The sequence below is a fragment of the Erysipelothrix enhydrae genome (assembly GCF_035066605.1).
Lineage (GTDB): Bacteria > Bacillota_I > Bacilli_A > Erysipelotrichales > Erysipelotrichaceae > Erysipelothrix > Erysipelothrix amsterdamensis.
The window spans coordinates 1,705,436-1,728,960 of the sequence record NZ_CP125807.1; the positions used below are offsets into that span (position 1 = coordinate 1,705,436).

The following is a 23,525-nucleotide window of genomic DNA, read 5'->3' on the forward strand; positions in this document are numbered from 1 at the left end:
TTATTTCTCCCTCTATTTTTATTAACGCATATATAAATTCTGAACGCGTTGCATAATCATACGATGCATTAATTTATATAACGTCATAGCGATTGGTAGCAGAATTAAATTACCAATAATAACCCATAACGTTCGGGTACTTATAAAAGTAATTAAACTATATGACACCCCTTTTACTAGAGGTAACATGCCAAATATTAACATTTCTTTAATAAATAAACCAATCACAGCTAAGACTAAGAACTCAAAGGTTGAAGTACCAATATAACGGTCCCAGACCCTTAAAATCGCTATCGTGATTGAATAACTGACAAAAAACATTGGAAATGAACCAATATGGCACAGATCCATCCAGATCCCTAAAAGAATTGCTTTAATTATTGATTCCGTTTGAGAATCATTTTGAGTCAATAACATCAGCCCTAAAAAATGAAGACTGCTCACAAATGTTAAGGAACTTAGACCCAATTGTGTAAATACGGCATTAAATATTGAATCTAGAACCAAGAGAACCACAATATACAAGAAATGCATCCAGCGAATCATTCTCATGATTTCTTCACCACCGATACGTATTTAATATTATTATAATCAACAGAAGGTTTTACATAAACTAATACACCCACACTATCTGCAACATTTTTAACAGAATCAACTTTTCCAACAAATAATCCACTTGGATAAACACTGCTTATACTAGCAGTTGAAACGGGCATATCTGCGGCAATAGTCGATGTTGATTCAAGTAAAACAACTGAAAATAATTTTTTCTCGTGATCATATGAATTCAAAATTCCTTGAACATAATTCCCTTTTGAAACTTCAATTTGTACCGTCGCATTTGAATTTTCGTCATTTGCGATAAGTAAAGCTACTAATGATTGATTTTTATCAACACTTAATACCTTACCAATAATTCCCTTAGGCGCTACAACACCATCACCTACGGCAACACCATCTTGACTCCCTTTATCAATTGTAATTACGGAATCCCATTTTTCTGATGAACGGTTTTTAACCGTCGCATTAACTTGTGTATATTCTGAATACACTGAATTTAGTTCATTTAGAGCCTTTAACTCTGCAACTTCACTCTCTAACTCATTTAATCGCGTTTGCCAATGATGCGATGTTTCCAATTGTGTTCTTAACTTATCATTTTCATGGCGAACATCCCACATCGTTGATGTGTCTTTTACAACATTACTTACTGTCTCAATTGGATAATCGATAAGGCCATAACGCACCATCGAAATGAAACTAAAGAAATTACGATCTGACGATTCATAAAATGACGATTTTTTAACAAATCCCATTCCAAAAAGACAAACAATAACTGTTGTTAATAAATATATAAGTACACGTCTAAAATTATTCTTTCGTTTCATTTAATCACCTTCTTTATTATACTTACAAATCCAACTTTTTACAAATGAAAGAATAAGGGTTTTAGCCCTTATTCTTCAAACAAAACCGGATGCAAATTGCGCAGTGAAACCGAGTTTGTAGAAGTAACAATAATGTGGTCGACGACTTCAATTCCAATCATCATTCCAACCTCTATTAAGGCTCGTGTCACTTCCACATCCGCCTCACTGGCGCTTAATGACCCGCCTGGATGATTATGAACCAACACAATCCTTGATGCATTACATCGAACCGCTTCCCGAAAGACATCGCGAGGATGAACTAAACTCTTATCGGCTGTACCTTTAAATAAATCTAAATAGCGTATCAAGTTATTTTGAGTTGATAAGAAAAGCACTCGAAATAGTTCCTGTTCCTCAAATCCAATTTCAAGATTTAACCAGCGAACAATTCGATCGCATGAGCTGAGTTTGATTTTTTCTCCGGGGAATGGCATCACAATCCTTCGCAGTAATTCATGTACAGCAAGCAAAGTTGTACACTTCGCTTGTTTCATTCCTTTGATCCTTGACAGTTGACTGTATTGAATTTTAATTAAATTTTGAATTCCACCAATCGACGACAAAACCTCCGAAGCAAGGGAAACAACATTTTTATTTCGGGTCCCTGTCCTAAGCAAAATCGCAACAAGCTCCTCATCTGTCAATTTATTCGGACCAAGCATCAACAGTTTTTCTCTTGGCAAAAATTGAGAACGATCCAAATCAACGTCCCCATTGAATTTTGGCTTTACCATAAGATAAACTGCCGCTACTACTTGTAAGGATTTTGTAAACAGCAGCCAAACCTATCAATACAATTAATCCTGTTAAATATAACGAAAGCATATATCACCTCCGCTACTAGGTATGTTCTTTAGAAATAACTTCATAAAAAAAGAAAGAAACGTGTTCTTTCTTTAGTCCTTATGATTTAAAAAGATCAAACATTGTTTATTATCGTGTCTTAAAGAACTCAGGAATATCGTTATTTTCAGTGCGACGTTCTTCCTGATTGTTATGAGATGTTTGATATGCTGGTCTTGATTCTGCAGCAGTACGCGTAGCATGAACCTCAGGTGCAGGTTCTTCTGCTCCATCAAATCCAGTAGCAATAACAGTTACAATAATTGAATCTCCGATATTTTCGTTAATTGCAACACCAAAGATAATGTCAATATCATTTCCAGCTGCATCACGAATATAATCCACTGCTTCTGATGCATCTTGAATCGAAATTGAATCACCACCGGTAACGTTCACAATCGCGTTACGGGCTCCATCAATTTGCGCCTCTAAAAGTGGTGAAGTAATCGCTTTTTGAGCTGCTTCGATTGATTTATTTTCACCCTGTGACATACCGATACCAATCAAGGCACTTCCTTGTCCAGCCATAACTGAGCGAACATCCGCAAAGTCAAGGTTAATCATTGCAGGAACAGCAATAAGATCTGTAATTGTTTGAACACCTTGTCTTAAAACATTGTCTGCTTCTTTAAATGCTTCTTGGAATGGAATTCGTCCGATAACTTCGAGCAATTGATTATTGCTTACAATAATGAGCGAATCAACGTAAGATTTCAACTCTTCCAAACCTGACATCGCTTGATTTGAACGACGACGTCCTTCAAATGTAAATGGTTTTGTAACGATACCAACTACAAGTGCTCCCTCTTCTTGCGCAATTTTCGCAACAAGTGGAGATGCTCCCGTACCAGTTCCACCACCTAAACCTGCTGTAACAAATACCATATCAGCATCTTTTACAGCTTCACGAATTTCATTTTCACTCTCAACAGCAGCTTTACGTCCCATTTCTGGATTCGCCCCTGCCCCGAGACCTTTTGTTACTTCACGGCCTAATTCAATACGATTCACTACAGGTGAACAGTTAAGCACTTGCAAATCCGTATTTGCGACATAAAATTCTACGCCCTTCATGCCTTCATCTACCATGCGATTAACCGCATTACATCCTGCGCCACCGACACCTATTACTTTAATTCTTGCTACTTGTTCAAAATTCGCATCCATATTTGTTCACTCCTCCATCTAACGTTCAAAGAACATGCTCTTTAGTTTTTGAGTAATCGAGTCATCTTCATCTTTTTCATATTGTAACACAACTCGTTTAAACTCATCTTCATCAACGCTTGAGAGTGTTACATCACGGAATATACTTTGGTCTTTATAAAAGTAAAATGCCCCTACAAGAGATGTTAAACCATAGTCTTTTACACCAAATGTTGTAGAACGGTATGTAACCGCCTCCGCTTCTGTTATATTTTCAATACAATCTGTAACTCCTGAAATCTCTGCGGCTTCACCACTAATAATAAAACGTGGTTCTCCAAGATTTTCAAAAATCGGTTCACAACTACTACATATTTCGCCCACAAATTTATTTATATCATCTGCGACCAAATTCATAAGATCTACCTGTGATAAGGTATGGGATGTCGATTTAGTCGACCAAATAAATATTGGGTCATCTTTCGGATTTTCATTATTCAAATCGATATTAAAATACAACAAACGATGTACAACATCGGTTGGCACCTTTAATGTGCGTTCGATTTTCTTCATAAAGACCTCAAATCCACGATCGATATAATCATTCGATAAGAGAACCCCTTTACTGAATAATGATAATTTTGTTAACTTTTCACCTAATGTTAAGGCAACAATCGGCTTATCAATCGATGCTTCAAATAAAGAAGCCTCTTTTGCAAAACCAATGTCATCTAAAACAATATCAATAATCTTTAATCCTGATTTTTCAACACATGACACATATGGGAAAATGATAGATTGTTTTCCAAAATAGCAATCTGCTTCAATGGTCAAACTTTCACATCGTTCGTTTAATGGTAATTTACGTGTCGAACTTCCGTTCACAAAATATTTACTCATTAAAACATTTGTTAATATATGTCCTTCAGGAGCTTTTACGTTTAATAATTCTTTATATGCTCTTTTTACATCATTCTCAGAAATACGCCCAGTGATTGGTACGCGCAATTGTTTATTAATTCGCTTCATGTGGACGCCAGGAACAAGTAAAAGTACTTGCTTAATTACAACCCCCAAATTTCGCGATGCATTTTCAATCGCTTTTTTAATTGAATCGACCACATGTGTTTCACTCATGATCGAGTATCCTGCCACACCTAAATGTGGGACACGTTCAACCTTTAATATATTTAATCGGCCATTGAAAAATTGTCCAACTAACAAGCGCACTTCATGATCCGCGATTTCTAAAGCTGCAATAATTTGTTTCTCCATCAGCGAACCTCCTTGTGCTATTATCATAATATCATAATAAAGTCCAATAGCAAAGTGATAGATGGTGTGTTAAGTGCATTTTTGCTTGTTATTTCACACAAGAATTTTTGGTGATAATTTTTCTCTGAGATACTTGATTAAACAAAATCTATATGATATTATAGTCAAGCGTTATGAAATAGATAAGAAAGGGGGTTACGGTATGCCTAGAGTATGTTCCGTATCCGGTAAAAAAACACTATCAGGAAACAAACGTTCACATTCACTTCGTGCAACACGTCGTAAATGGAATGTAAACTTGCAAAATGCAACAATTATGGTGGATGGAAAACCAACTCGTGTCCGTATTTCCGCCCGTGCACTAAAATCATTGAAAGCACAACAAGCAAAATAATAAAAAATACGGTTTACACCGTTTTTTTTATTATGAATCGCATGCTTGAATAACGAGAACACTTGCTTCTTCGAGAATTATTTCCGCAGCATCACCAATCATTTCATTTGAAGTGAGGTAATCATCAAAAGGAAATATTTCTCGTCGGGTAAGAGGATATTTAAATCCGTTAAGCGTAATAAAACCTTGTGTCAGCACAATTACAGAAAAATACTTATAATTTAACTTATTCACGATATGACTCCCTGAGTCATATCGTTTTATTTTGTTTAAATCATCATACAACTCAATTCTCGAGTCTTTAATCGCAGTCATAATATTTATGAACTCATGATCTTTACGACGCCCTAGACCACCGAGCACGCGAATTACATCGTATTCGTCACAGAGTGAATATGCATACTTAAAATCTGTTTCATCTTTAATGGGGTTTAACTTGTGTATATGCGAACAGTGCAATTCAATCTCCTTGAATTGCACTGCAGTTACAGAATCAAAATCGCCACAGGCTATATCCATCGATATTGCATCCCGAGCGCAAACAAATGCACCGTAGTCTACACCGATTACATCTCCAATTATCGCATCGTGATGATCTCCTAAAACGATTGTGACGGTTTTCATAGTAACGATGAAACCGCCTTTTCGATATCATCCCCAAATACATAACTTCCCGCTACTAAAATGTCCGCTCCAGCAAGACGTGCTCTTGGACCCGTTTCACCATTAATGCCACCGTCTACAGAAATTAGATACTCATAATTATTAAGTTTTCTCATCTCATCAAGTTGTTTTATACGTTCAAGCATCTCAGGCATGAAAGCTTGTCCTCCAAAACCAGGCTCTACACTCATCACTAAAACCAAATCTACGTGTTTTAGATAAGGAACAATTTTATCGAGATCGGTTCCCGGTCTTAGCGTAATACCCGCTTTGATTCCTTTTTTCTTTAATTGTTTAACTGCTTCAATACCTTGCGTTGGATCACCATAGCATTCTGTATGAAAGGTAATTGCATCAGCACCATTCTCAATAAACATATCAAAATATTTTTCAGGATTAACAATCATAAGATGTACATCCATTAATAAATCAGACACTTGACCAATTTGTTTCATAATAGACGGTCCAAAGCTAATGTTATCTACAAAGACCCCATCCATAACATCATAGTGCAACCATGTTGCCCCTGCTACTTCAACACGTTTTAATTGTGTTTTCATATCTTTAAAATCCAAGGATAATAAAGATGGTGATACGATTTTACTCATCGTGACTCCTCCTTAATTAATGTTAAGCAATCAAGATAATCTTGATGACGTTGTTTTGAGATTTCGCCGCTCTCTACTTTTTCTTTAATTATGCACCCTGGTTCCTGAATGTGCATGCAGTCTCGATACTTACAATTTCCGATAAACGGTACAAAATCAGGAATGGATTGTGATAATTCAACCGGATCAACAGAACTAAAATCTAGAGAAGAAAACCCCGGCGTATCAGCGATCCATCCGCCACATAGTGGATAGATTTGATTATGACGTGTCGTATGTCGTCCACGGCCCAACGCTTTAGAAATTTCTTGGGTATTAAGCTCCAAATCATGACTGATTCGATTTAAGATACTTGATTTCCCGACACCACTTTGTCCTGCCAGAACAGATATTTTATTTGCCATAACAGATTCAAGCGCATCCGTTGCGATATCGTTCCCGCTCATGATAACCGTATATCCAAATTGTTCATATTCATCAAGAATACTTTGTTTCAAGTCTGAATCTGCCAAATCCCCTTTTGAAACGATAATTATTGGATTAATATTTTGAAGTGATACAAGGAAAATGAGTCGGTTCACAAGCGTAAAGGAAAAATCAGGTTCTTTTGCAGACATCACAATAAGTGCTTGATCGACATTGGCTACAAGCGGACGAATTAATTGATTTCGACGAGGCAAAACTTGTTGGATCACCCATTTCCCATCTAATTCTTCTATATGAACATGATCACCAACAATCGGTTTATCTCCAAGTCTTAATTTTCCCATTGCGGTCGCTATAATGAATTCACCCTCAAAATAAACCGAATATCGATTCGATACAATGCGTGTTATTACTGCTTCTCTCATTATGCCTCCCTGTCGTTATTACCATCTGGCTTATCTTCACGTTCAGATGGTTTTTCTTCTTTTTCTTTCTCTTCCTCTTTTGGACGACTGCTTTCACTATAGTAATAAAGTGTCACAGAATTCCCGGAATTTTGGATATAATAGCTTCCTGGCATCGGATTTGACCGAATTACAGTACCATAACTTAAGCCGTTCAACTCAGAAATGCTTAAATTTTGAGTTGGAAGTTCTGAGGTTGTTACCTCAACACCCAAGCCTTCTAATTGTGCTTTCGCATCCGCAATGGATTTACCAATTAAATCGCCCGGTAAAACAAGTTCTTTATCTGAACTTACGACTAAAACAATATCATAACGTTGTTCAGGTTTGATTTTATCTCCAGGCATCAAGCCTTCTTGTCGAATTATATGACCTGTCGGTACGGATGATGAATACTCCGAAGTTGTTTTAATATTAATATTTTTATCCGACAAAATCGCTTTCACATCATTAACCGATTTCCCCGTGAAATCCTCTACAGTGTAAATTTTACCCTGAGAAACAATCAGTTTAATTTGATCGCCTTTAAGTACCTTCGTACCCTTCTCGGGTTTCGTTCCAATTAACTTTCCATCTTCATATTTATCAGAAATTTCGTATAAGTAGGATGGAGCGTAATTGAGCCCCAAATTTGCAAGGTGCTCCTTGGCCTCTGAAACAGAAAGACCCGCTAAATCTGGAATTTCTATATCACTTGGCTTTTTAGGAGCAAATATCATCCAAATACTAAAGATAACAATTACAACTGCCAGTAAACTCGCACCAACAATCATTTTTCTTTTCTTTTTGGGTTTTTGTTGATTTGGAAGTGTTTCAGTTACACCATTTAACTTTTCGATTAACTTGGTACCGTCATCACTTTCCATCGTTGCTTCCCACAAGGGCTCATCAGCACGTGACTCCAAAAGACAGGTGTCTAAATCTTCAACGAATTCCTTCATATTTGCATATCGGTGTGTTCGGTTTTTATGTGTTGCTCGCGCAATGATATTCGCAATTGAATTTGGTAGTGTTGGATTAAATTTCATCACTGAAGGAAATGGTTCTCTCATGTGCTTCATTGCAATCTCAACGGGTGTCTCACCACGATAGGGTACATCACCTGTCAGTAATTCATAAAAAACTACTCCCAGTGAATAGACATCCGATTGTTCTCCGGCACCTTCGCCTCGAGAACACTCCGGCGCCATATAATGTACAGACCCAAGTACTGAGTCTGATTTTGTTAATTGGATTGCATCGCCCGCAAGCGCAATACCAAAATCAGTTATTTTAACTGTTCCGTCATCTTTAACAAGAATATTTTGAGGTTTAATATCACGATGAATAACATGAGCTTCATGAGCATGTTGTAATGCCGAAGCAAGTTGTTGCATGATTGCTACTGACTCATATTTATCCAAAGCACCACGTCGATGAACAAGTTGTTTTAGAGTCGTACCACGAATCATTTCCATTACAATGTAGTGTTGCCCCTCATCTTCACCGACATCATAAACCTCTACAATACTTTGATGATTTAATCCTGAAGCTGCATTGGCTTCACGTTGAAATCTCAACAGCGCAACCGGATCATGAGATAAATCACCTCTTAAAACTTTAAGGGCTACCTCACGATTTAAAACAGTATCCAATGCTAAGTAGACATCCGCCATCCCTCCGGTACCAATCTTCTTAACAATTCGATAACGTTCTCCAATAATACTATTCATGGCGATCTGCCTCGAGGAGGATAATTGAGATATTATCGTATCCACCCGCCTTATATGCCATTTCCATTAAATGATTACGCTGAGCAAGTAAACCATTAATCTTAAACGTCGACTCAATTTGATCTTGAGGAACATATCCATGAAGACCATCTGAGCAAAGCAAAAGATAATCCCACTTTGGTGTAATCGTTACGACCTCAAAATCAACATTCTCGTCAATTCCAACGGCATTCATTAAAATATTTCGTTTAGGATGGTTATAAATTTCTTCTTTTGATATTTCATTACGCTTATACATCTCATAAGCATACGTTTGATCATGACTCAGGCAGCTTAATTGATTTTCTTTCACACTATAGATTCTGCTATCTCCAATATTAAATCCGATAACATCTTCACCTAAGACGACCACAGCAACAAGAGTCGTCCCCATACCCGAATACTCACGCACAACTAAAGACTCATGGTAAGTAGCACGATTAATGGAGGTAATAGCTTTATCAAACCATGCTCGAATATCCTTTAGATTTGAAAATTCACGTTTATCAATAAAAGATTCACGAAGTAGTTTCACAACCATTTGACTCGCAACAGATCCTGCATTCGCGCCCCCAATACCGTCACATACAACAGCTAAAAGTGCATTGTCATTTTCAACTACAACAACATAGTCTTGATTTTCTTTGCGGATTAATCCGATTTCACTGATACTTGTATACTTCACGCGAAAACCTCACTTATTCTATCTATTTATATTAACATGTTCTCTTTAATTTAGCGATATAAAACCCATCGCCCTTTGTCTCAACAGGGTTAAGCGTAACCTCTTTAATCAGTTCAAAATTTGAATGATGTTCCAAAAATGCTTGGACCTGTTTCTCATTTTCTTTTCGATTTAAGGTACAGGTAGAATATACCAAAATTCCATCTTTTTTAACAAACTTTGATGTATGGATAAGCATTTCTTGTTGGATCTTAACAAGTTCATCTAAATCTTGAGGGAAAATATGATAACGCAAATCATGCTTATGGGATAGGACACCCAGTCCAGAGCATGGTGCATCCACGAGAATTCGATCGTATTCTTGATCTGTTTGAAACTGAAGGACATCACTTGTAATGATATTCGCGTTTAGTACATTACAACGTTCTAAAAGCGCTCTTGTAGCTTCTGCACGTGATTCATGAAGTTCTACACCCGTTATAGTTCCAGTATTTTCAAGATAATTTGCAATTTGCACTGTTTTAGTACCCGGCCCACAACAACAATCAAGTACGGACAATGACGGTTCTAAATCCATCCAACGCACGACTTCTTGACTGTTGATATCTTGCACAAGAACATAACCCTCTTGCAAATATTTACTTTTAAAAAGTGCAGGCTTAGCTAAATGTTTATCCTGATCATCTAATATGAAATCCGATAAATCATCTGTTGTTGGTTTTAAAGTATTAAAACGTACATATGTCGGTTTAATATCTTGACAATATTGTGCATACGCTATTGAAAAAGATTCACTGTACTGCTTCGATAAGAGTTTCATAATCCATAGTGGCATACTATATTGAATTGAAGCCACTTCAAGCTCACTCCCGCTGATTTCACGTTCATTGCGTTCAATCACTTTTTTCAATACCGCATTCACAACACCCGAATAGCGATGCTTCCCAATTGTTTTACATAAATCAACCGTTTCACTTACCAAAGCATAGTCTGGAATTTTGTCCATTTTAAAATATTGTGCACATCCCATTTTAATAACAAGTCGTACTTCTTTGGGTAACTTTTTATCTACTAAATCTTCATATTGATAATCTAAAAATAAACTGTTTTGTAATGTCGCATAAACAAAAGCACTCACAAATGCTTGATCTTGCGCAGGTAAATCCAACTCTTTGAGTACTAAATGCGCATGTCGTCCTTTAAAGTAAACTTCACTCAGTACTTTATAACTCTCGATTCTTCTCATATTATTCTAATGTTATGGGATTAACGTCCACAACAACTCCTGTTCCGTTAATTTTTCGATATAACTGTAATGCTTGATTACAGATGTTAATCATTGATTCTAAATTCTTACCCTTTAAGATAATTCGGGTACGATGTTTTCGTTGAAGTTTTCTCAGTTCAGTAGGACCTAAGATTTGAAAGTCTTGATCATTTAGTAACTTTTGAAAATCTTCTGCTGCTTGCCATGATTTCAGCGCATCTTCATCTAAGAAAACCAGTGAAATCAAGTAATTATAAGGCGGATATCCTGCTATTTTTCGATATTCCATTTCTTGTTTGAAGAAGTGCTTATATTTTTGATTCACCGCACAAACAATTGCATAATGATCTGGATTACTTGTTTGGATGATAACCTCTCCCGGATATTGTCCTCTTCCACTGCGACCTGCGGCTTGTAAGATCGTATTAAAGGTTAACTCAACCGAACGATAATCAGAATATGCAAGGGTTGCGTCCGCATTCACAATCCCTACTAACGTTACATTTTCCACATCTAACCCTTTCGCAATCATCTGCGTTCCGACAAGAATGTCAGACTGATGATTAATAAAATCGTTTAAGATGCGTTGATGGGCATTTTTCTTTGATGTAGTATCGGCATCCATTCTCGCAATACGCGCTTTGGGAAAAATCCCTTCAAGCTCTTCGACTAGGCGCTGTGTACCAACACCACTTCCAATTATTTTAGGGGGTTTCCCATCTACGAGTGGTAATTGGTGGTAACTTTCTCCGCACATGTGACATCGAATCGTTTGATCATCTTTATGATAGTTTAAGGCGACATCACAGTGCTCACAGAGTAATACTTCATTTGTTATCGCATTTTTCAAAAGGGTATTGTACCCTCTTCGATTAAGAAGTAAAATCACTTGTTCACCCGCACTTAAACGCTTTTTAATCCCTGTTAAAAGCGTATGGGTCAAATAAGGCGATTGCTTTTCATAAAGTGCTGTGCGTGTATCGACAAGCGTAACGGTTGGAAATGTATGATTAATCCGGTCATTAAGTTCTAAAAGTTGATAATTCCCCTTCAGTGCTCGTGCATAGCTTTCTAATGCTGGTGATGCACTACCCAAAACCAATGGACAGTTATGAAATTGACTCCGCTTGATCGCAATGTCACGCGTATGATACATGGGAACTTGATCTTGTTTATAACTCGAATCGTGTTCTTCATCCATGACAATTAACCCTAAGTGTTCAAAAGGCATAAAAATAGAAGATCGTGTACCGACGACAATTTTAACCTGTTGTTTTTGAACTCTAACGTATTGTTCATATTTTTCTTGATCGTTTAAAGCAGAATGATAGATTGCGACATCCTCCCCAAACCGTTCAGAAACCCTTTGAATCATTTGCGGTGTTAGCGAAATTTCTGGAACCATAATCAGTACTTGTTTTTGTTCCTTTAACACTTGTGCCGCTGCATTTAAGTATATTTCCGTTTTTCCACTTCCGGTAACACCATGAAGTAGGTATGTACTTGCTACACCAAATTGAATTTTATTAAGTGCCTCTATTTGATCTGGGGTTAAAGTGGGCTTTAGGTAGTCTGCTTTTATAAATTGCTCTTGATACGTAACTTCACGTTCAAATTCCTTTACAAAACCCTTCTCGATGAGTTTTCGATAATCTGAATAATAGTGTCGTGCTGCTTTAAGCGAAAGAGGCGTGTTTTCATCCAGATATTTCAAGAAAGCACATTGTTTTGGGGTCAAATCAGACCCTATCAACTGGCCTGTTAATTTCAAAACCCGTTCTGTTTTAATCGTTCCCGCAGAACTTTTAGGTTTTAGTTTATTAGGAAGTATAGTCTGCAAACAACGAATCATCGGTGTCATATACTCATAACTCATCCACAATGCCAAATCATCTAACTCTTGATTTAAAATCGGCACTTCATCCAACACAGAATCAATCGGTGCTACGGTATAAGTCGTTTCATAGGGATCCTTTACGGAATGAACAAAGGCAACCATCAGACGATTACGTACTCGTACCATCACCCGAACTCCCGGTGAAACATCAAAACCATTATCGGAATATGTAAGTGTTTGATTATTTAAAAAACTCTCTTCTATATATACTTCTAAATATTTCAATGATTTCACCTCCCATAGACTGAAAACAACTCTTATAGAGTTGTTTCGATGTTTCTTTTAATAATTAAAGCAACAGAGTCTGCAGCTTTTTGTGGATCTTCATTACAAATAACATAACGATAATGATTCATTAATTCCATTTCTTTAGCCGCTTTTTCAAGACGTTCATTAATTACATCTTGAGATTCCGTCTGTCTTCCTTCAATACGACGCTTGAGTTCTTCCATACTTGGTGGCACTAAAAAAATACTGAGTGAATCAGGAACACGATCAATAACTTGGAGCGCACCTTGGACCTCAATTTCAAGCAATACATTCTTACCTAAATCTCTCAAACGATCGACTTCCGCTAACAACGTTCCATAATGATTCCCAACAAACTCAGCATGCTCAAGTAATTCATTATTCTCAAGTGCTTCATTAAAACGTTCCTGAGTAACAAAATAGTAGTCTTGTCCATCGACTTCGCCATTTCTTGGTTTGCGTGTTGTCATCGAAATAGAAAATGCTAAGTTCAACTCTTCACGATCAAAAAACAACTTACGAACTGTTCCTTTTCCTACCCCACTAGGACCTGAAAAAATAATTAATAATCCTCGTCTCATAAACACCATCCCTTTTGATAATTTTACTTATTATACCATAACAAGTCAAACAATTTTATAATCCGTGTAGACTTAATGTTATAATATTAAATATTAGTATTGAGAGGTAGATTATATGGCTATTGATGGCGTACTGTTAAATCGAATTGTAAGGATGATGAATGAAGATTGTCCTGTAAAAATAAATAAAATTACTCAACCTTCAAATCATGAATTTATGCTTCATTGTTTTGCAGGAAAAAAAATGAATATGTTCATCTCTACACACCCTGTATTTAGTAGAGTTCAATGGACTAAAGAAAAACCAACCGCAAATCTTGATCAGACACATTTGCTAACGCTTATGCGTAAACATCTTGAAGGTGGTATTATCACACAGATAAGCCAATACGGCTTTGATCGTGTTATAGAGATTCATATCGAGCATCGTGATAACATGGGAGTCATTAGACCCTACCGTTTAATTATTGAACTTTTAGGGAAATACGCTAATATTATTATCGTTGATGAGAATAATATTATTATTGATGCACTTAAACGTATATCCCCATTTGAAAATACTTCGCGAGCAATTGTGAGTGGTAGCATTTACGAATATCCGCCACAATTTGATAAAAAATCATTTTTAGAACTCGCATCCTACAATCCTGATGATGCATTAAAAAACCAATTTAATGGAATCTCACCACTGTTAGAACGAGAAATTACGTTGCGTTTAAAAACACAAAAACCTGAAGATATCATAAAACTCTTGTCTGAGTCACAAAACATCTATCTGTATGAGCAAGATTTCCATATTATTGAACTAACTCATCTCAATCAAATTTTAAAAAAAGAACCGATTATGGAAGGTCTTGACTTATATTTCAAAGATCTTCAACAAAAAGATCGTATCAAAGCACATACAGGGGATCTTTTAAAACTAATTAAGCGTGAATTGAAACGTAGTCGAATTAAACTTCCGAAGTTATATGATGATTACGATCATGCTCAAGACAGTGATTATTTGCGAGAAAAAGGAGATCTTCTCTTCGCATTCGCAAGTTCTTTACCCAATGGACATCATGAAATAACCGTTAAAGATTTTGAAGGTAATGATGTAACCATTGAACTCGATCCCCGATTTAATGGCAAAGACAATGCGAAACGCTATTTTAAACGCTATCAAAAAGCAAAGACAAGTTTGTTTTATCTTGAAGAACAAATCAATAAAACCGAAGCACGCATCCATTATTTTGAACAACTTCAAACTCAAGCAGAACAAGCAACAGTTGAAGACGCTCAAGAGATTAATGATGAGCTGATATCACTTGGAATTATCAATCAAAAAAGATTGAAGAAACAAAATATTAAGAAAAAGAAAAAACCAAATTATCTTACAATTGTCTATGATGATGAAACTACAATATTTGTAGGTAAAAACAACATTCAAAACGACTACCTAACTTTCAAACTTGCTCGTAAAGAAGATATGTGGTTTCATGCAGCAAATACATTTGGAACCCATGTCATTATTAAAACTCCAGAATTGGATGAGCCTAAAATTAGACTGTGTGCACATCTTGCAGCATTCTATTCAAAAGCACGACATGGCAGCAGTGTTGAGGTCTACTACACTCAAGCAAAAAACATAAAAAAAATCCCAGGTGCTAATCCGGGACTGGTAAGTGTATCAACACAAAAGAGCATCTTTATAGATCCAGATGAATCGCTCGTTGCATCTTATTTGAATGAATAACTTCTTTATATGAGGGCATTACCGACGATACTACTTTATAAAATCGATCACTATGATTAAATTCAATGATATGGGCGCATTCGTGAAGAACTACATAATGAATAAATGGAATACTTTCATGATATAAGTATGTATTAAATGCGAGCTCATGATTTTGATTACAGCGACCATACAATCGTTTATAACGTCTCACTTTAAAGGGAGGCGTTTTTAATTTCAATCGCCATGCATACAAACACACCAACGAATCCAACCGTATTTCGAGCTGTTTCTTAAAATAATCATCAACCTTTTGGTTGATACGCTCATCCGATAACGATAAAGGCGTCGTAATTTCTATCGAATCTTTTGACTCAACAATCTTAAAAACGTTTCCCTCTAACGTTTCCACATTTTTGTATACACCAAAAACACGAAGTTTATTCATCGTTTGATGATAACCGAGTGGTTCATAAGCTTGTACATGTTTTTCAATCCAAGATTTTTTTTGAGTAATAAATGACTCAATTACAGTATCGGATGTATTGATGGGTGCCTTCACAATTACCTTTCCATCACGAACCAAGATTGCCATTGTTTTACGTTTGCTTCTATTGATTTCAATTTTCATAAAGGTATCATAGCACATTCATGCTATACTATTTAAGGTGATAAAATGAAAAATAATGAAATATTCTATTTTGATGTAGATGGTACGTTGTTGGATAATACAACACATACCGTTCCGCAAAGCACAGTGGATGCACTGTATCTCTTAAAAGAAAAAGGATACTTGGTTGCTTTATGTACTGGAAGAAGTTTGTTAGGTATTCATGAAGCTGGTGTTGATGATATCTTTCCGTGGGATGGATATGTACTTTCCAATGGCTCTCTCATTTTAGATTCAAAGCAACAAGTCATTTCTGAAATCTTCTTTGAACCTGAATTTATTCATGAACTTATTGAAGTGAATAAAGGTCCATTGCTTTTAGAAGGATCTCGCAATACGCTTACAAGCAAAGCAAATAAGCGTCTATTAGAATCACTTAAGCATTTTGGAATTCCTGCTGAGTACCCTGTTGTATCCTATCAAAATGAAAAAATCTATAATTTAATTAGTTATGATATCGACACGCTCTCAAAAGATGATTATAATAGACTTATCGGTGATAAAAACACCGCATTCGATCAACTCGGAAATCTCGAAGTCATTCCTACCCAAGGTGGAAAATACAACGGATTAATAACCTTGAATCAACATCTCAATGTATCACGTTATGTTGGTTTTGGTGATGGCGATAACGATGTCGATTTCTTAAAAAATGCAAACTATTCAGTAGCACTTGGGAATGCATGTGATTCCGCAAAAGAAGTTGCTGATTTTATAACACGCGATGTTGATCAAGATGGCATTATGTACGCTTTACAATATCATGGTGTACTTTAGGTAGGAGCGAAATATGAATTTTACAGATGAAGAATTATTTAAGATGAATATGTTAAAAGATAAACGACGGCGTTTACTTTATATCATCAAAGGGAAACAAGAAGGTTATCATATTCTTGAACGTGAAATGAAAGTTATGAATATCATAACAGGTCGAAATCTTTGGGTTCTCCTCGGATTTGTAATGTCTTACGGATTACTGCGACAATCTCTTCTTGTTTCAGTTATTGTTTCAATAGTAGTCTTTATTGGTTTTTATCTTTATGAAAAATTCTTTTTTCTAAAAGATCGAAACATTATTAAAATATCAGATGAAGATTATTCAAAACTGAATTCAATGAGTGCTCTTAAATCGAAAAAAACAGACACAGGATCCTATGTTGTCGTTCCCCTACTTGTGATTATTATTCTACTAACACGTAATGTAGATGGACGCTATACACCATCCGAGTTTGATTTATGGATTATGTATATTGGTATCGCATTATTGATGGCAATGAGCGGCTATTTTGCAATTAAGTACTTAAAATTACGTAAACAAATTAAAGCGCTTGAAGATAAATAAAAACAGTAGATTTTCTACTGTTTTTATTTGAAAACACATTGGTTATTTGCTTGCCTTATGACGGATGGATGGGTTAAACTTAATATAGTCGTAAAGAGAGGGTGTTTAGATGAGAAAAAGAAATATTTTACCAACTTTGTTTATTTTAATTGGACTTGGATGTCTTGGTGGTGCTTACATCCTCAACCAAGAAGGTTACCGTCTCTATGCTGCTTTAGCTTGCGGAACTTCACTGTTTTTTGTAATTATGAGTATTATCGTTATCTCCATCCATAAAGGACAAGATTATGAAAATCTTACGGATGAGGACTCTAAGGAGGATTCGGATGATGAAGTGGTTGATCAATTCGAAGATAATTTAGAATCTGATGATATAGAATTGATTGAACCCGAAATTGAGATGGAAGACATTGATCCATTTGAAGTCACAAATTCAACACGTATTTTTAATCCGACAAATTTTGATGACCCTTTAAAAACGGCTCAATCTCCTTCAAAAAACATTGATACGAAGCAAAATGAATCCGAACAGCAAACAACTGATGAGTCATCACGTGTTACATTGACGCTTGTTCGAAGTGATGAAAACCAAGAAAACATCTATCAACTGCTCCATAAAATGAACGCCCGAGGACTTCTAAAAGAATCTATAGCGTATAAAATGAACTTTGAACAAATTCAAAATCATAAGCTATGCAATAAGTATATTTTCGAAAATATCTTTAATGATATCCCTTCAATCAGTCTTGTTAAAGAACGAAACCGTAAAGAAACCCTGACTCATATTAAAGTGATGGCCGGTGTTTCAGATAACGACCTTGTTCTTATTGGTTATATTCCTACAAAACACTTAGTTGAGGTCCATAAGTCCTTTGATTCAATTTATCATATCCGTGGTAAAATAACTGGTGGACACTACAGAAATTGGAAATCAGATGGTCAGTGCAAGCAAGGAGAACTTCCTTTCATCGCTTCAATTACAATTTTTTCTAAATAAGAGCGAAAGCTCTTTTTTTTATGTCATATTCGTATTTTTGAATATTTAATAAAGGGTGATACTTATTGAATCAACAAATACTTTACTTATGATAGACTTGCTTGTTATGTCATACATTGACTACAAAATACTGAAAATACCAAGATGTCTTATTAACTTTATTTACATTATTCGAATTGTAAATCCTGCACCAATTACGATTGATAATTTTATCAGTTTAATCTCTCTTGGATTCCCTTTTCATCTGTTATATCATTATCGGAAAAGTATTGGCTTTGGTGATATCCTTCTTATTCAGTCATTATGTTTTTATTTTGGTTTGGAAAAAAGTCTAATGGGAATTTATTATACATCAGTTGCATCGATGATCTTGTTACTTATTCTAATACGAAATCCCAGCTCACATGATACCCCCTATCCTTTCGTCCCGCTTATAAGTATTGGTTTCATGCTTGCATCATAAAAAAAAACAGTTTCCTGTTTTTTTTACATATCTGATTCGTTCATTTCGTCATAAAAGGCCTGATAAAAGTCCAGTAATCGTTGATGACGCACTTTACCAATTTTTTTGGCCTTTTCTGTTTCAAGTAAATCATAAAGTTTGATTAATTTCTCATCGAGATGCGCAATCGCATTTCGTTCTGTATTTCGATATGTTGATAGCGAATCAATTTCAATACTTTTAAGCGTCGGATCGTAAAGTGGTGTTCCCTTACTTCCAGCATAGTAGAAAGTACGCGCAATACCAATTGCACCCATCGCATCAAGATAATCCGCATCCGATACAATTTGAGCGACACGAATTTTATTTTGAATACCAAATCCGCCTTTATATCCAATTTGCGAAACGCCTAATATTATCTCGTCATCATAACCCTCAAGATCTAAATCCCATTCGAGAAATAGATTTTTCAGGGATAACTCAAGATTATCCGTCTTGAAAATTTTATCATCAAATACATCATGTAAATAAGCAATTACTTTAATTACAAACTCATTATCCGTTTCAGAAATTAAGCGTGAAGTGAGATTCACAACACGCTTTATGTGGTAATAATCATGACCAGATTTGTCCTTGGACATCATTTTAAAAATGCTCTGATCTAGATTATCTAAAATACAAATTTGATTATTGGATAGCATTTTCTAATAGTTCAAGCACTTCTTCTATAGTTGCACAGTTTAGAGCTTTATCTGTTAGTTCTTTCATATCTTCGTAACTTAAATCACGGATAATACGACGTGCTTCTAAAATTGATGATGCAGACATTGAGAATTCATCCAAACCAAGTCCTAAGAGTAAAGGAATTGCCTTTTCATCTCCAGCCATCTCACCACACATACCACACCATTTGCCTTCTTTATGTGCGCCATCAATTGTCATTTTAACAAGACGTAAAATTGATGGGTTATAAGGTTGGTAAAGATATGATACTTTTTCGTTCATACGGTCAGCAGCCATTGAGTATTGGATTAAATCATTTGTACCAATACTGAAGAAGTCTGCTTCTTTAGCAAATTGATCTGCAAGCATTGCTGCTGCAGGAATTTCAACCATCATACCAAGTTCAATATCATCGCTGAAAGCAATGCCTTCTTTTGATAGATTTTTCTTTTCTTCTTCCACAACTGCTTTCGCATCGCGGAATTCTTGAATAGTCGCAATCATTGGGAACATGATTGCTAATTTACCATAAACACTTGCACGTAATAATGCACGGATTTGTACATGGAAAATATCAGGACGGTCAAGACATAAACGGATTGCTCGGTATCCTAAGAATGGATTCATTTCATGTGGGAATTTTAGGTATGATAATTCCTTATCACCACCAATATCAAGTGTTCGAACAACTACACGACCTGGAGCCATGTTTTCAAGTACTGTTTTGTATGCTTGGAATTGATCTTCTTCATTTGGTAATTCAGAAGCATCCATGTAAAGGAATTCTGTACGATATAAACCAACAGCTTCTCCACCATTATTAACAACACCTTCTACGTCATTTGGTGTACCAATATTCCCGGCAAGTTCAACGTGACGACCATCTTTCGATACTGATTCAGCATCTTTTAGTGCAAGAAGACTCTTACGGTGTTCTGCATAATCATCAGCTTTTTTAGAGTAAGTAGTTTTTTCTTCTTCAGTAGGTTTGAAAATAATCACACCTTCTAAAGCATCAAGAATTACTTCATCACCATGTTCGCATTGATCTAAAAGTTTACCTGAACCTACAACTGCTGGAATTTCCAAACTACGAGCCATAATAGCTGAGTGTGATGTACGTCCACCAATTTCAGTAGCAAATCCTTTAACAAAATTACGATCCAATTGTGCTGTGTCAGAAGGTGTTAAGTCTTCTGCTACAATAACAACTTCTTCATTAATTGTTGTTAAATCTGGAATGTTTAATCCACATGCATGGCATTTCATACGGTAAGTTACATCTTTAATATCTGCCGCACGTTCTCGGAAGTAAGGATCATCCATACTCTCAAACATACCAATAAACATATTACCAATCTCATTAATTGCAAATTCTGCATTAACAGAATCATTTTTGATCATCTCTTCGATTTGACCCACAAATTCAGGATCTTGAGTAACCATTAAGTGAGCATCGAAAATTGCAAGTTCTTCATCAGCGAGACGTCCCACTGCATTTTCTTTAATCGCTGTAATGTCCTTTTGAGTAGCAATAACAGCATCTTGTAATTTTTTGATTTCTTCTTCCGGGTTAGCATCACGTTTTTCAATTTCTAAAACTGGATGTTGAAGTTTGAAAACCTTTGATACTGAAACACCTGCTGAAGCAGCAATACCTTTAATCATAGAATAATCTCCTTTTTCCCTATTTCATCATTGTCATTTTAGCACTTTTTACTTACGTAATCAAAGTTTTTAGTAAAAGTTAGTATGAAACTTTGGTGCTCTATATTTCAAAAATCACATTCGAAACATTCTATCTCTATTACAGAGTTGCTCTAATTTAAGAATTCCCATTCAACATAAAGTGAATCCTTCGTTTACTTTATATTGAATTAATAAAAGACAGACTTAAAACGTCTGTCTTTTATTAATTACATTTTCTTAACTAATTTCATGCGAATGAATTCTTCGCGCTCTTTTTCCTCAAGTGCATCCGATATTGTTTTAATCTTAATTTCCAAATCTGGAATAACAATCTGTTCTAATGCATTCGCACGTTTTCGACTTTTTTCAATCGCTTTCGCGAGTCGATACATACCATTGTCCAGTTCTGCTAGCTTAGCAGTATACAATTTAACCTGACGCATTTGTAAAAAAACTTCATCAAGTCTTGAATTACTCACGCTGAGTGCATAAGGAATTTTAACTTCCTTTTCTTCAATCGTAACTTTGGGTATTTCAATCCCCATTACAGAACGGTAAACAATCTTGATATCTTCTTCAACTGGCATTAAATTCGCAATGCGATCAATAACACCTAAAGAAACATTAGCACGTTGTAAGGATAGATATGCTTTGTCATACGTCTCATCAATCACATCACGTAATTCTTTGACATCATCCATCATTTTAGACAACTCTTGCATTAGAATTATTCGCTTTCGATCCATTAGCTCGTAGCCCAACTTCGCTAATCGAAGCGATTCTTTACACGCAAGTAAATTTCCTTTGGTAATTAACACCTTAATGGATTCCTTCTAGTAAAACCGCATCCACAAGTTCTGGGCTATTTTCTTTGAAATATACCACTGCTGAATGATTATCATAATGTTCATCGAGCAATTTGGCATCAAGACGATCCAGGTCATGAATTGGTAGCAACGACAATAAATGCCAACCGATATCCAGTGTTTCAGATACGGATCGATTCGTTTTGTCTCCCTGCCCTATAAAGTAATTTTCAAATAACTTACCAAACGATAGATACTTTTGATCGGCTTTTGAAAGTTCATCCAAACCAATTACAGAAGCAAGATTTCGAACATCAATAACTTTCGCATATGCCGCAAAGAGTTGTGATGAAACACTTGAATGATCCCCTCTTGTTAATCCTTCACCGATACCATCTTTCATAAGACGTGATAGTGAGGGTAAGACATTGATCGGTGGATAAATTCCTTTTTGCGTCATACTGCGATCCAATACAATTTGTCCTTCAGTAATGTACCCCGTACAGTCTGCAATAGGATGGGATATATCATCATTTGGCATTGTAAGAATCGGGATTTGTGTTAATGACCCTGTACTTCCTTCAACACAACCTGCTCGCTCATACATGCTCGCTAGGTCTGAATAAAGATACCCTGGATACCCTTTTCGCCCTGGTACTTCTTCCTTGGAAGAACTGTACTCACGCAATGCTTCACAGTATGAAGTAATATCTGTCATCACAACAAGAATATGCATGTTTTTTTCAAATGCAAGGTATTCTGCTGCTGTTAGGGCAAATCGCGGTGTCAAAATTCGTTCAATTATCGGGTCATTTGCAAGATTTAAAAACATAGTTACGTGATCCATAACACCGTGTTCCATAAACGTTTGTTTAAAGAATGCCGCAACATCATGTTTAACACCCATTGCTGCAAATACGATTGCAAAATCTTCATTATTATCACCATGTAACTTTGCCTGACGTACAATCTGGGCAGCCAATTCATTATGCGATAATCCACTACCCGAAAAGATTGGTAATTTTTGGCCTCGAATGAGCGTATTGAGTCCATCGATGGCGGAAACACCTGTGTTTATATAGTTTCGAGGATAGATTCTTGAAACCGGGTTAATAACACGACCATTGATATCAGAAAATTTTTCTGTAAAGACAGCTCCTAAACCATCAATTGGTACACCTGAGCCACTGAAACTACGCCCTAATATTTCTTCAGAAAGTCCAATTTCGATTGGCTTGCCTGACAATTTCGTCAACATGTTTTTCTTTGACATGCCTTCTGTATTCTCAAAAACTTGAATTAATGCTCGTTCACCTTGCAATTCAATAATTCGACCAAGACGCTTATGATTATCATCATCAACGAGCTCAACAAGTTCATCAAACGAAGCATCTTTTACGCCTTCAATCGCTACAAGAGGACCATTAATACTCGATAATCCTTTAAAAAATATACTCATA

General features: G+C 36.0%; 23 protein-coding genes. 5 read left to right on the plus strand and 18 right to left on the minus strand.

Annotated features, from left to right (window positions below; genetic code table 11):
- Nucleotides 1-21 precede the first annotated feature (21 nt).
- The 5 genes from LLS04_RS08320 to LLS04_RS08340 form a co-directional block, all read right to left on the minus strand.
- The gene (locus LLS04_RS08320) at nucleotides 22-552 is read right to left on the minus strand and encodes a hypothetical protein (protein ID WP_323611248.1); all 531 of its coding nucleotides are present in this window, start codon (nucleotides 550-552) and stop codon (nucleotides 22-24) included.
- Complete coding sequence (gene mreC, locus LLS04_RS08325) at nucleotides 549-1,388, minus strand: rod shape-determining protein MreC (RefSeq protein ID WP_013853063.1); 840 nt, start codon at nucleotides 1,386-1,388, stop codon at nucleotides 549-551. Before mreC ends, LLS04_RS08320 begins: the two co-directional genes overlap by 4 nt.
- Nucleotides 1,389-1,456: 68 nt before the next feature.
- Nucleotides 1,457-2,164, minus strand: a complete 708-nt coding sequence (gene radC / locus LLS04_RS08330; RefSeq protein WP_323611250.1) for a RadC family protein — start codon at nucleotides 2,162-2,164, stop codon at nucleotides 1,457-1,459.
- A 199-nt stretch (nucleotides 2,165-2,363) separates the two neighbouring features.
- A complete protein-coding gene (ftsZ, locus tag LLS04_RS08335; RefSeq protein ID WP_003773946.1) occupies nucleotides 2,364-3,440 on the minus strand; it encodes a cell division protein FtsZ in 1,077 nt (358 codons plus the stop codon).
- A gap of 18 nt (nucleotides 3,441-3,458) precedes the next feature.
- Nucleotides 3,459-4,694: a cell division protein FtsA gene (locus tag LLS04_RS08340; protein ID WP_323611251.1), complete on the minus strand. Its 1,236-nt coding sequence runs from the start codon at nucleotides 4,692-4,694 to the stop codon at nucleotides 3,459-3,461.
- A gap of 202 nt (nucleotides 4,695-4,896) precedes the next feature.
- Here LLS04_RS08340 and rpmB point away from each other — a divergent pair, with 202 nt between their 5' ends.
- Nucleotides 4,897-5,088: a 50S ribosomal protein L28 gene (gene rpmB, locus LLS04_RS08345; RefSeq protein ID WP_013853067.1), complete on the plus strand. Its 192-nt coding sequence runs from the start codon at nucleotides 4,897-4,899 to the stop codon at nucleotides 5,086-5,088.
- A gap of 30 nt (nucleotides 5,089-5,118) precedes the next feature.
- Here rpmB and LLS04_RS08350 read toward each other — a convergent pair whose 3' ends face one another.
- Genes LLS04_RS08350 through gmk form a run of 8 tightly spaced genes read right to left on the minus strand, consistent with a single transcriptional unit; the run spans nucleotide 5,119 to nucleotide 13,679 of the window.
- Nucleotides 5,119-5,712 (minus strand): thiamine diphosphokinase, encoded by a 594-nt coding sequence (locus LLS04_RS08350; protein ID WP_323611252.1) that lies wholly within the window; start codon nucleotides 5,710-5,712, stop codon nucleotides 5,119-5,121.
- Nucleotides 5,709-6,359 carry a ribulose-phosphate 3-epimerase gene (rpe, locus tag LLS04_RS08355; RefSeq protein WP_003773954.1) on the minus strand — a complete coding sequence of 217 codons (651 nt, stop codon included), beginning with the start codon at nucleotides 6,357-6,359 and terminating at the stop codon, nucleotides 5,709-5,711. Before rpe ends, LLS04_RS08350 begins: the two co-directional genes overlap by 4 nt.
- Nucleotides 6,356-7,210, minus strand: a complete 855-nt coding sequence (gene rsgA, locus LLS04_RS08360; RefSeq protein WP_254006617.1) for a ribosome small subunit-dependent GTPase A — start codon at nucleotides 7,208-7,210, stop codon at nucleotides 6,356-6,358. The genes rpe and rsgA overlap by 4 nt, the downstream gene beginning before the upstream one ends.
- Nucleotides 7,210-8,961 (minus strand): Stk1 family PASTA domain-containing Ser/Thr kinase, encoded by a 1,752-nt coding sequence (pknB, locus tag LLS04_RS08365; protein ID WP_323611253.1) that lies wholly within the window; start codon nucleotides 8,959-8,961, stop codon nucleotides 7,210-7,212. The genes rsgA and pknB overlap by 1 nt, the downstream gene beginning before the upstream one ends.
- Nucleotides 8,954-9,685, minus strand: coding sequence for a protein phosphatase 2C domain-containing protein (locus LLS04_RS08370; protein WP_323611254.1), 732 nt, complete (start codon nucleotides 9,683-9,685; stop codon nucleotides 8,954-8,956). The genes pknB and LLS04_RS08370 overlap by 8 nt, the downstream gene beginning before the upstream one ends.
- A 31-nt stretch (nucleotides 9,686-9,716) precedes the next feature.
- A complete protein-coding gene (locus LLS04_RS08375; protein WP_323611255.1) occupies nucleotides 9,717-10,931 on the minus strand; it encodes a transcription antitermination factor NusB in 1,215 nt (404 codons plus the stop codon).
- A 1-nt stretch (nucleotide 10,932) separates the two neighbouring features.
- Nucleotides 10,933-13,074 carry a replication restart helicase PriA gene (gene priA / locus LLS04_RS08380; RefSeq protein ID WP_456237507.1) on the minus strand — a complete coding sequence of 714 codons (2,142 nt, stop codon included), beginning with the start codon at nucleotides 13,072-13,074 and terminating at the stop codon, nucleotides 10,933-10,935.
- A 32-nt stretch (nucleotides 13,075-13,106) separates the two neighbouring features.
- Entirely contained in the window at nucleotides 13,107-13,679 is a 573-nt protein-coding gene (gene gmk, locus LLS04_RS08385; protein ID WP_115354929.1) for a guanylate kinase, read from the minus strand.
- A gap of 115 nt (nucleotides 13,680-13,794) precedes the next feature.
- On the opposite strand from gmk, the gene LLS04_RS08390 reads away from it, so the two are divergent.
- Nucleotides 13,795-15,417, plus strand: coding sequence for an Rqc2 family fibronectin-binding protein (locus tag LLS04_RS08390; RefSeq protein ID WP_323611257.1), 1,623 nt, complete (start codon nucleotides 13,795-13,797; stop codon nucleotides 15,415-15,417).
- Here LLS04_RS08390 and LLS04_RS08395 read toward each other — a convergent pair.
- On the minus strand, nucleotides 15,371-16,027 hold the full coding sequence (locus tag LLS04_RS08395; RefSeq protein WP_323611258.1) for a M48 family metallopeptidase: 657 nt from the start codon (nucleotides 16,025-16,027) through the stop codon (nucleotides 15,371-15,373). The two genes, LLS04_RS08390 and LLS04_RS08395, sit on opposite strands and share 47 nt — an antisense overlap.
- A 45-nt stretch (nucleotides 16,028-16,072) precedes the next feature.
- Here LLS04_RS08395 and LLS04_RS08400 point away from each other — a divergent pair, with 45 nt between their 5' ends.
- From LLS04_RS08400 to LLS04_RS08410, 3 genes are all read left to right on the plus strand, one after another.
- Entirely contained in the window at nucleotides 16,073-16,843 is a 771-nt protein-coding gene (locus LLS04_RS08400; RefSeq protein ID WP_323611259.1) for an HAD-IIB family hydrolase, read from the plus strand.
- 13 nt (nucleotides 16,844-16,856) lie between these two features.
- Nucleotides 16,857-17,408 carry a hypothetical protein gene (locus tag LLS04_RS08405; RefSeq protein WP_323611260.1) on the plus strand — a complete coding sequence of 184 codons (552 nt, stop codon included), beginning with the start codon at nucleotides 16,857-16,859 and terminating at the stop codon, nucleotides 17,406-17,408.
- Nucleotides 17,409-17,517: 109 nt separating this feature from the next.
- Nucleotides 17,518-18,405 (plus strand): hypothetical protein, encoded by an 888-nt coding sequence (locus LLS04_RS08410; protein ID WP_323611261.1) that lies wholly within the window; start codon nucleotides 17,518-17,520, stop codon nucleotides 18,403-18,405.
- A gap of 486 nt (nucleotides 18,406-18,891) precedes the next feature.
- Here LLS04_RS08410 and LLS04_RS08415 read toward each other — a convergent pair whose 3' ends face one another.
- The 4 genes from LLS04_RS08415 to LLS04_RS08430 all read right to left on the minus strand — a co-directional run bounded on the left by LLS04_RS08415 (nucleotide 18,892) and on the right by LLS04_RS08430 (nucleotide 23,524).
- Nucleotides 18,892-19,491, minus strand: coding sequence for an HD domain-containing protein (locus LLS04_RS08415; protein WP_323611262.1), 600 nt, complete (start codon nucleotides 19,489-19,491; stop codon nucleotides 18,892-18,894).
- A gap of 43 nt (nucleotides 19,492-19,534) precedes the next feature.
- Complete coding sequence (gene ptsP / locus LLS04_RS08420; RefSeq protein WP_323611263.1) at nucleotides 19,535-21,238, minus strand: phosphoenolpyruvate--protein phosphotransferase; 1,704 nt, start codon at nucleotides 21,236-21,238, stop codon at nucleotides 19,535-19,537.
- 248 nt (nucleotides 21,239-21,486) lie between these two features.
- Nucleotides 21,487-22,077 carry a V-type ATP synthase subunit D gene (locus LLS04_RS08425; protein WP_013853080.1) on the minus strand — a complete coding sequence of 197 codons (591 nt, stop codon included), beginning with the start codon at nucleotides 22,075-22,077 and terminating at the stop codon, nucleotides 21,487-21,489.
- Between the two features lies 1 nt (nucleotide 22,078).
- Nucleotides 22,079-23,524 (minus strand): V-type ATP synthase subunit B, encoded by a 1,446-nt coding sequence (locus LLS04_RS08430; protein WP_275159237.1) that lies wholly within the window; start codon nucleotides 23,522-23,524, stop codon nucleotides 22,079-22,081.
- Nucleotide 23,525 lies beyond the last annotated feature (1 nt).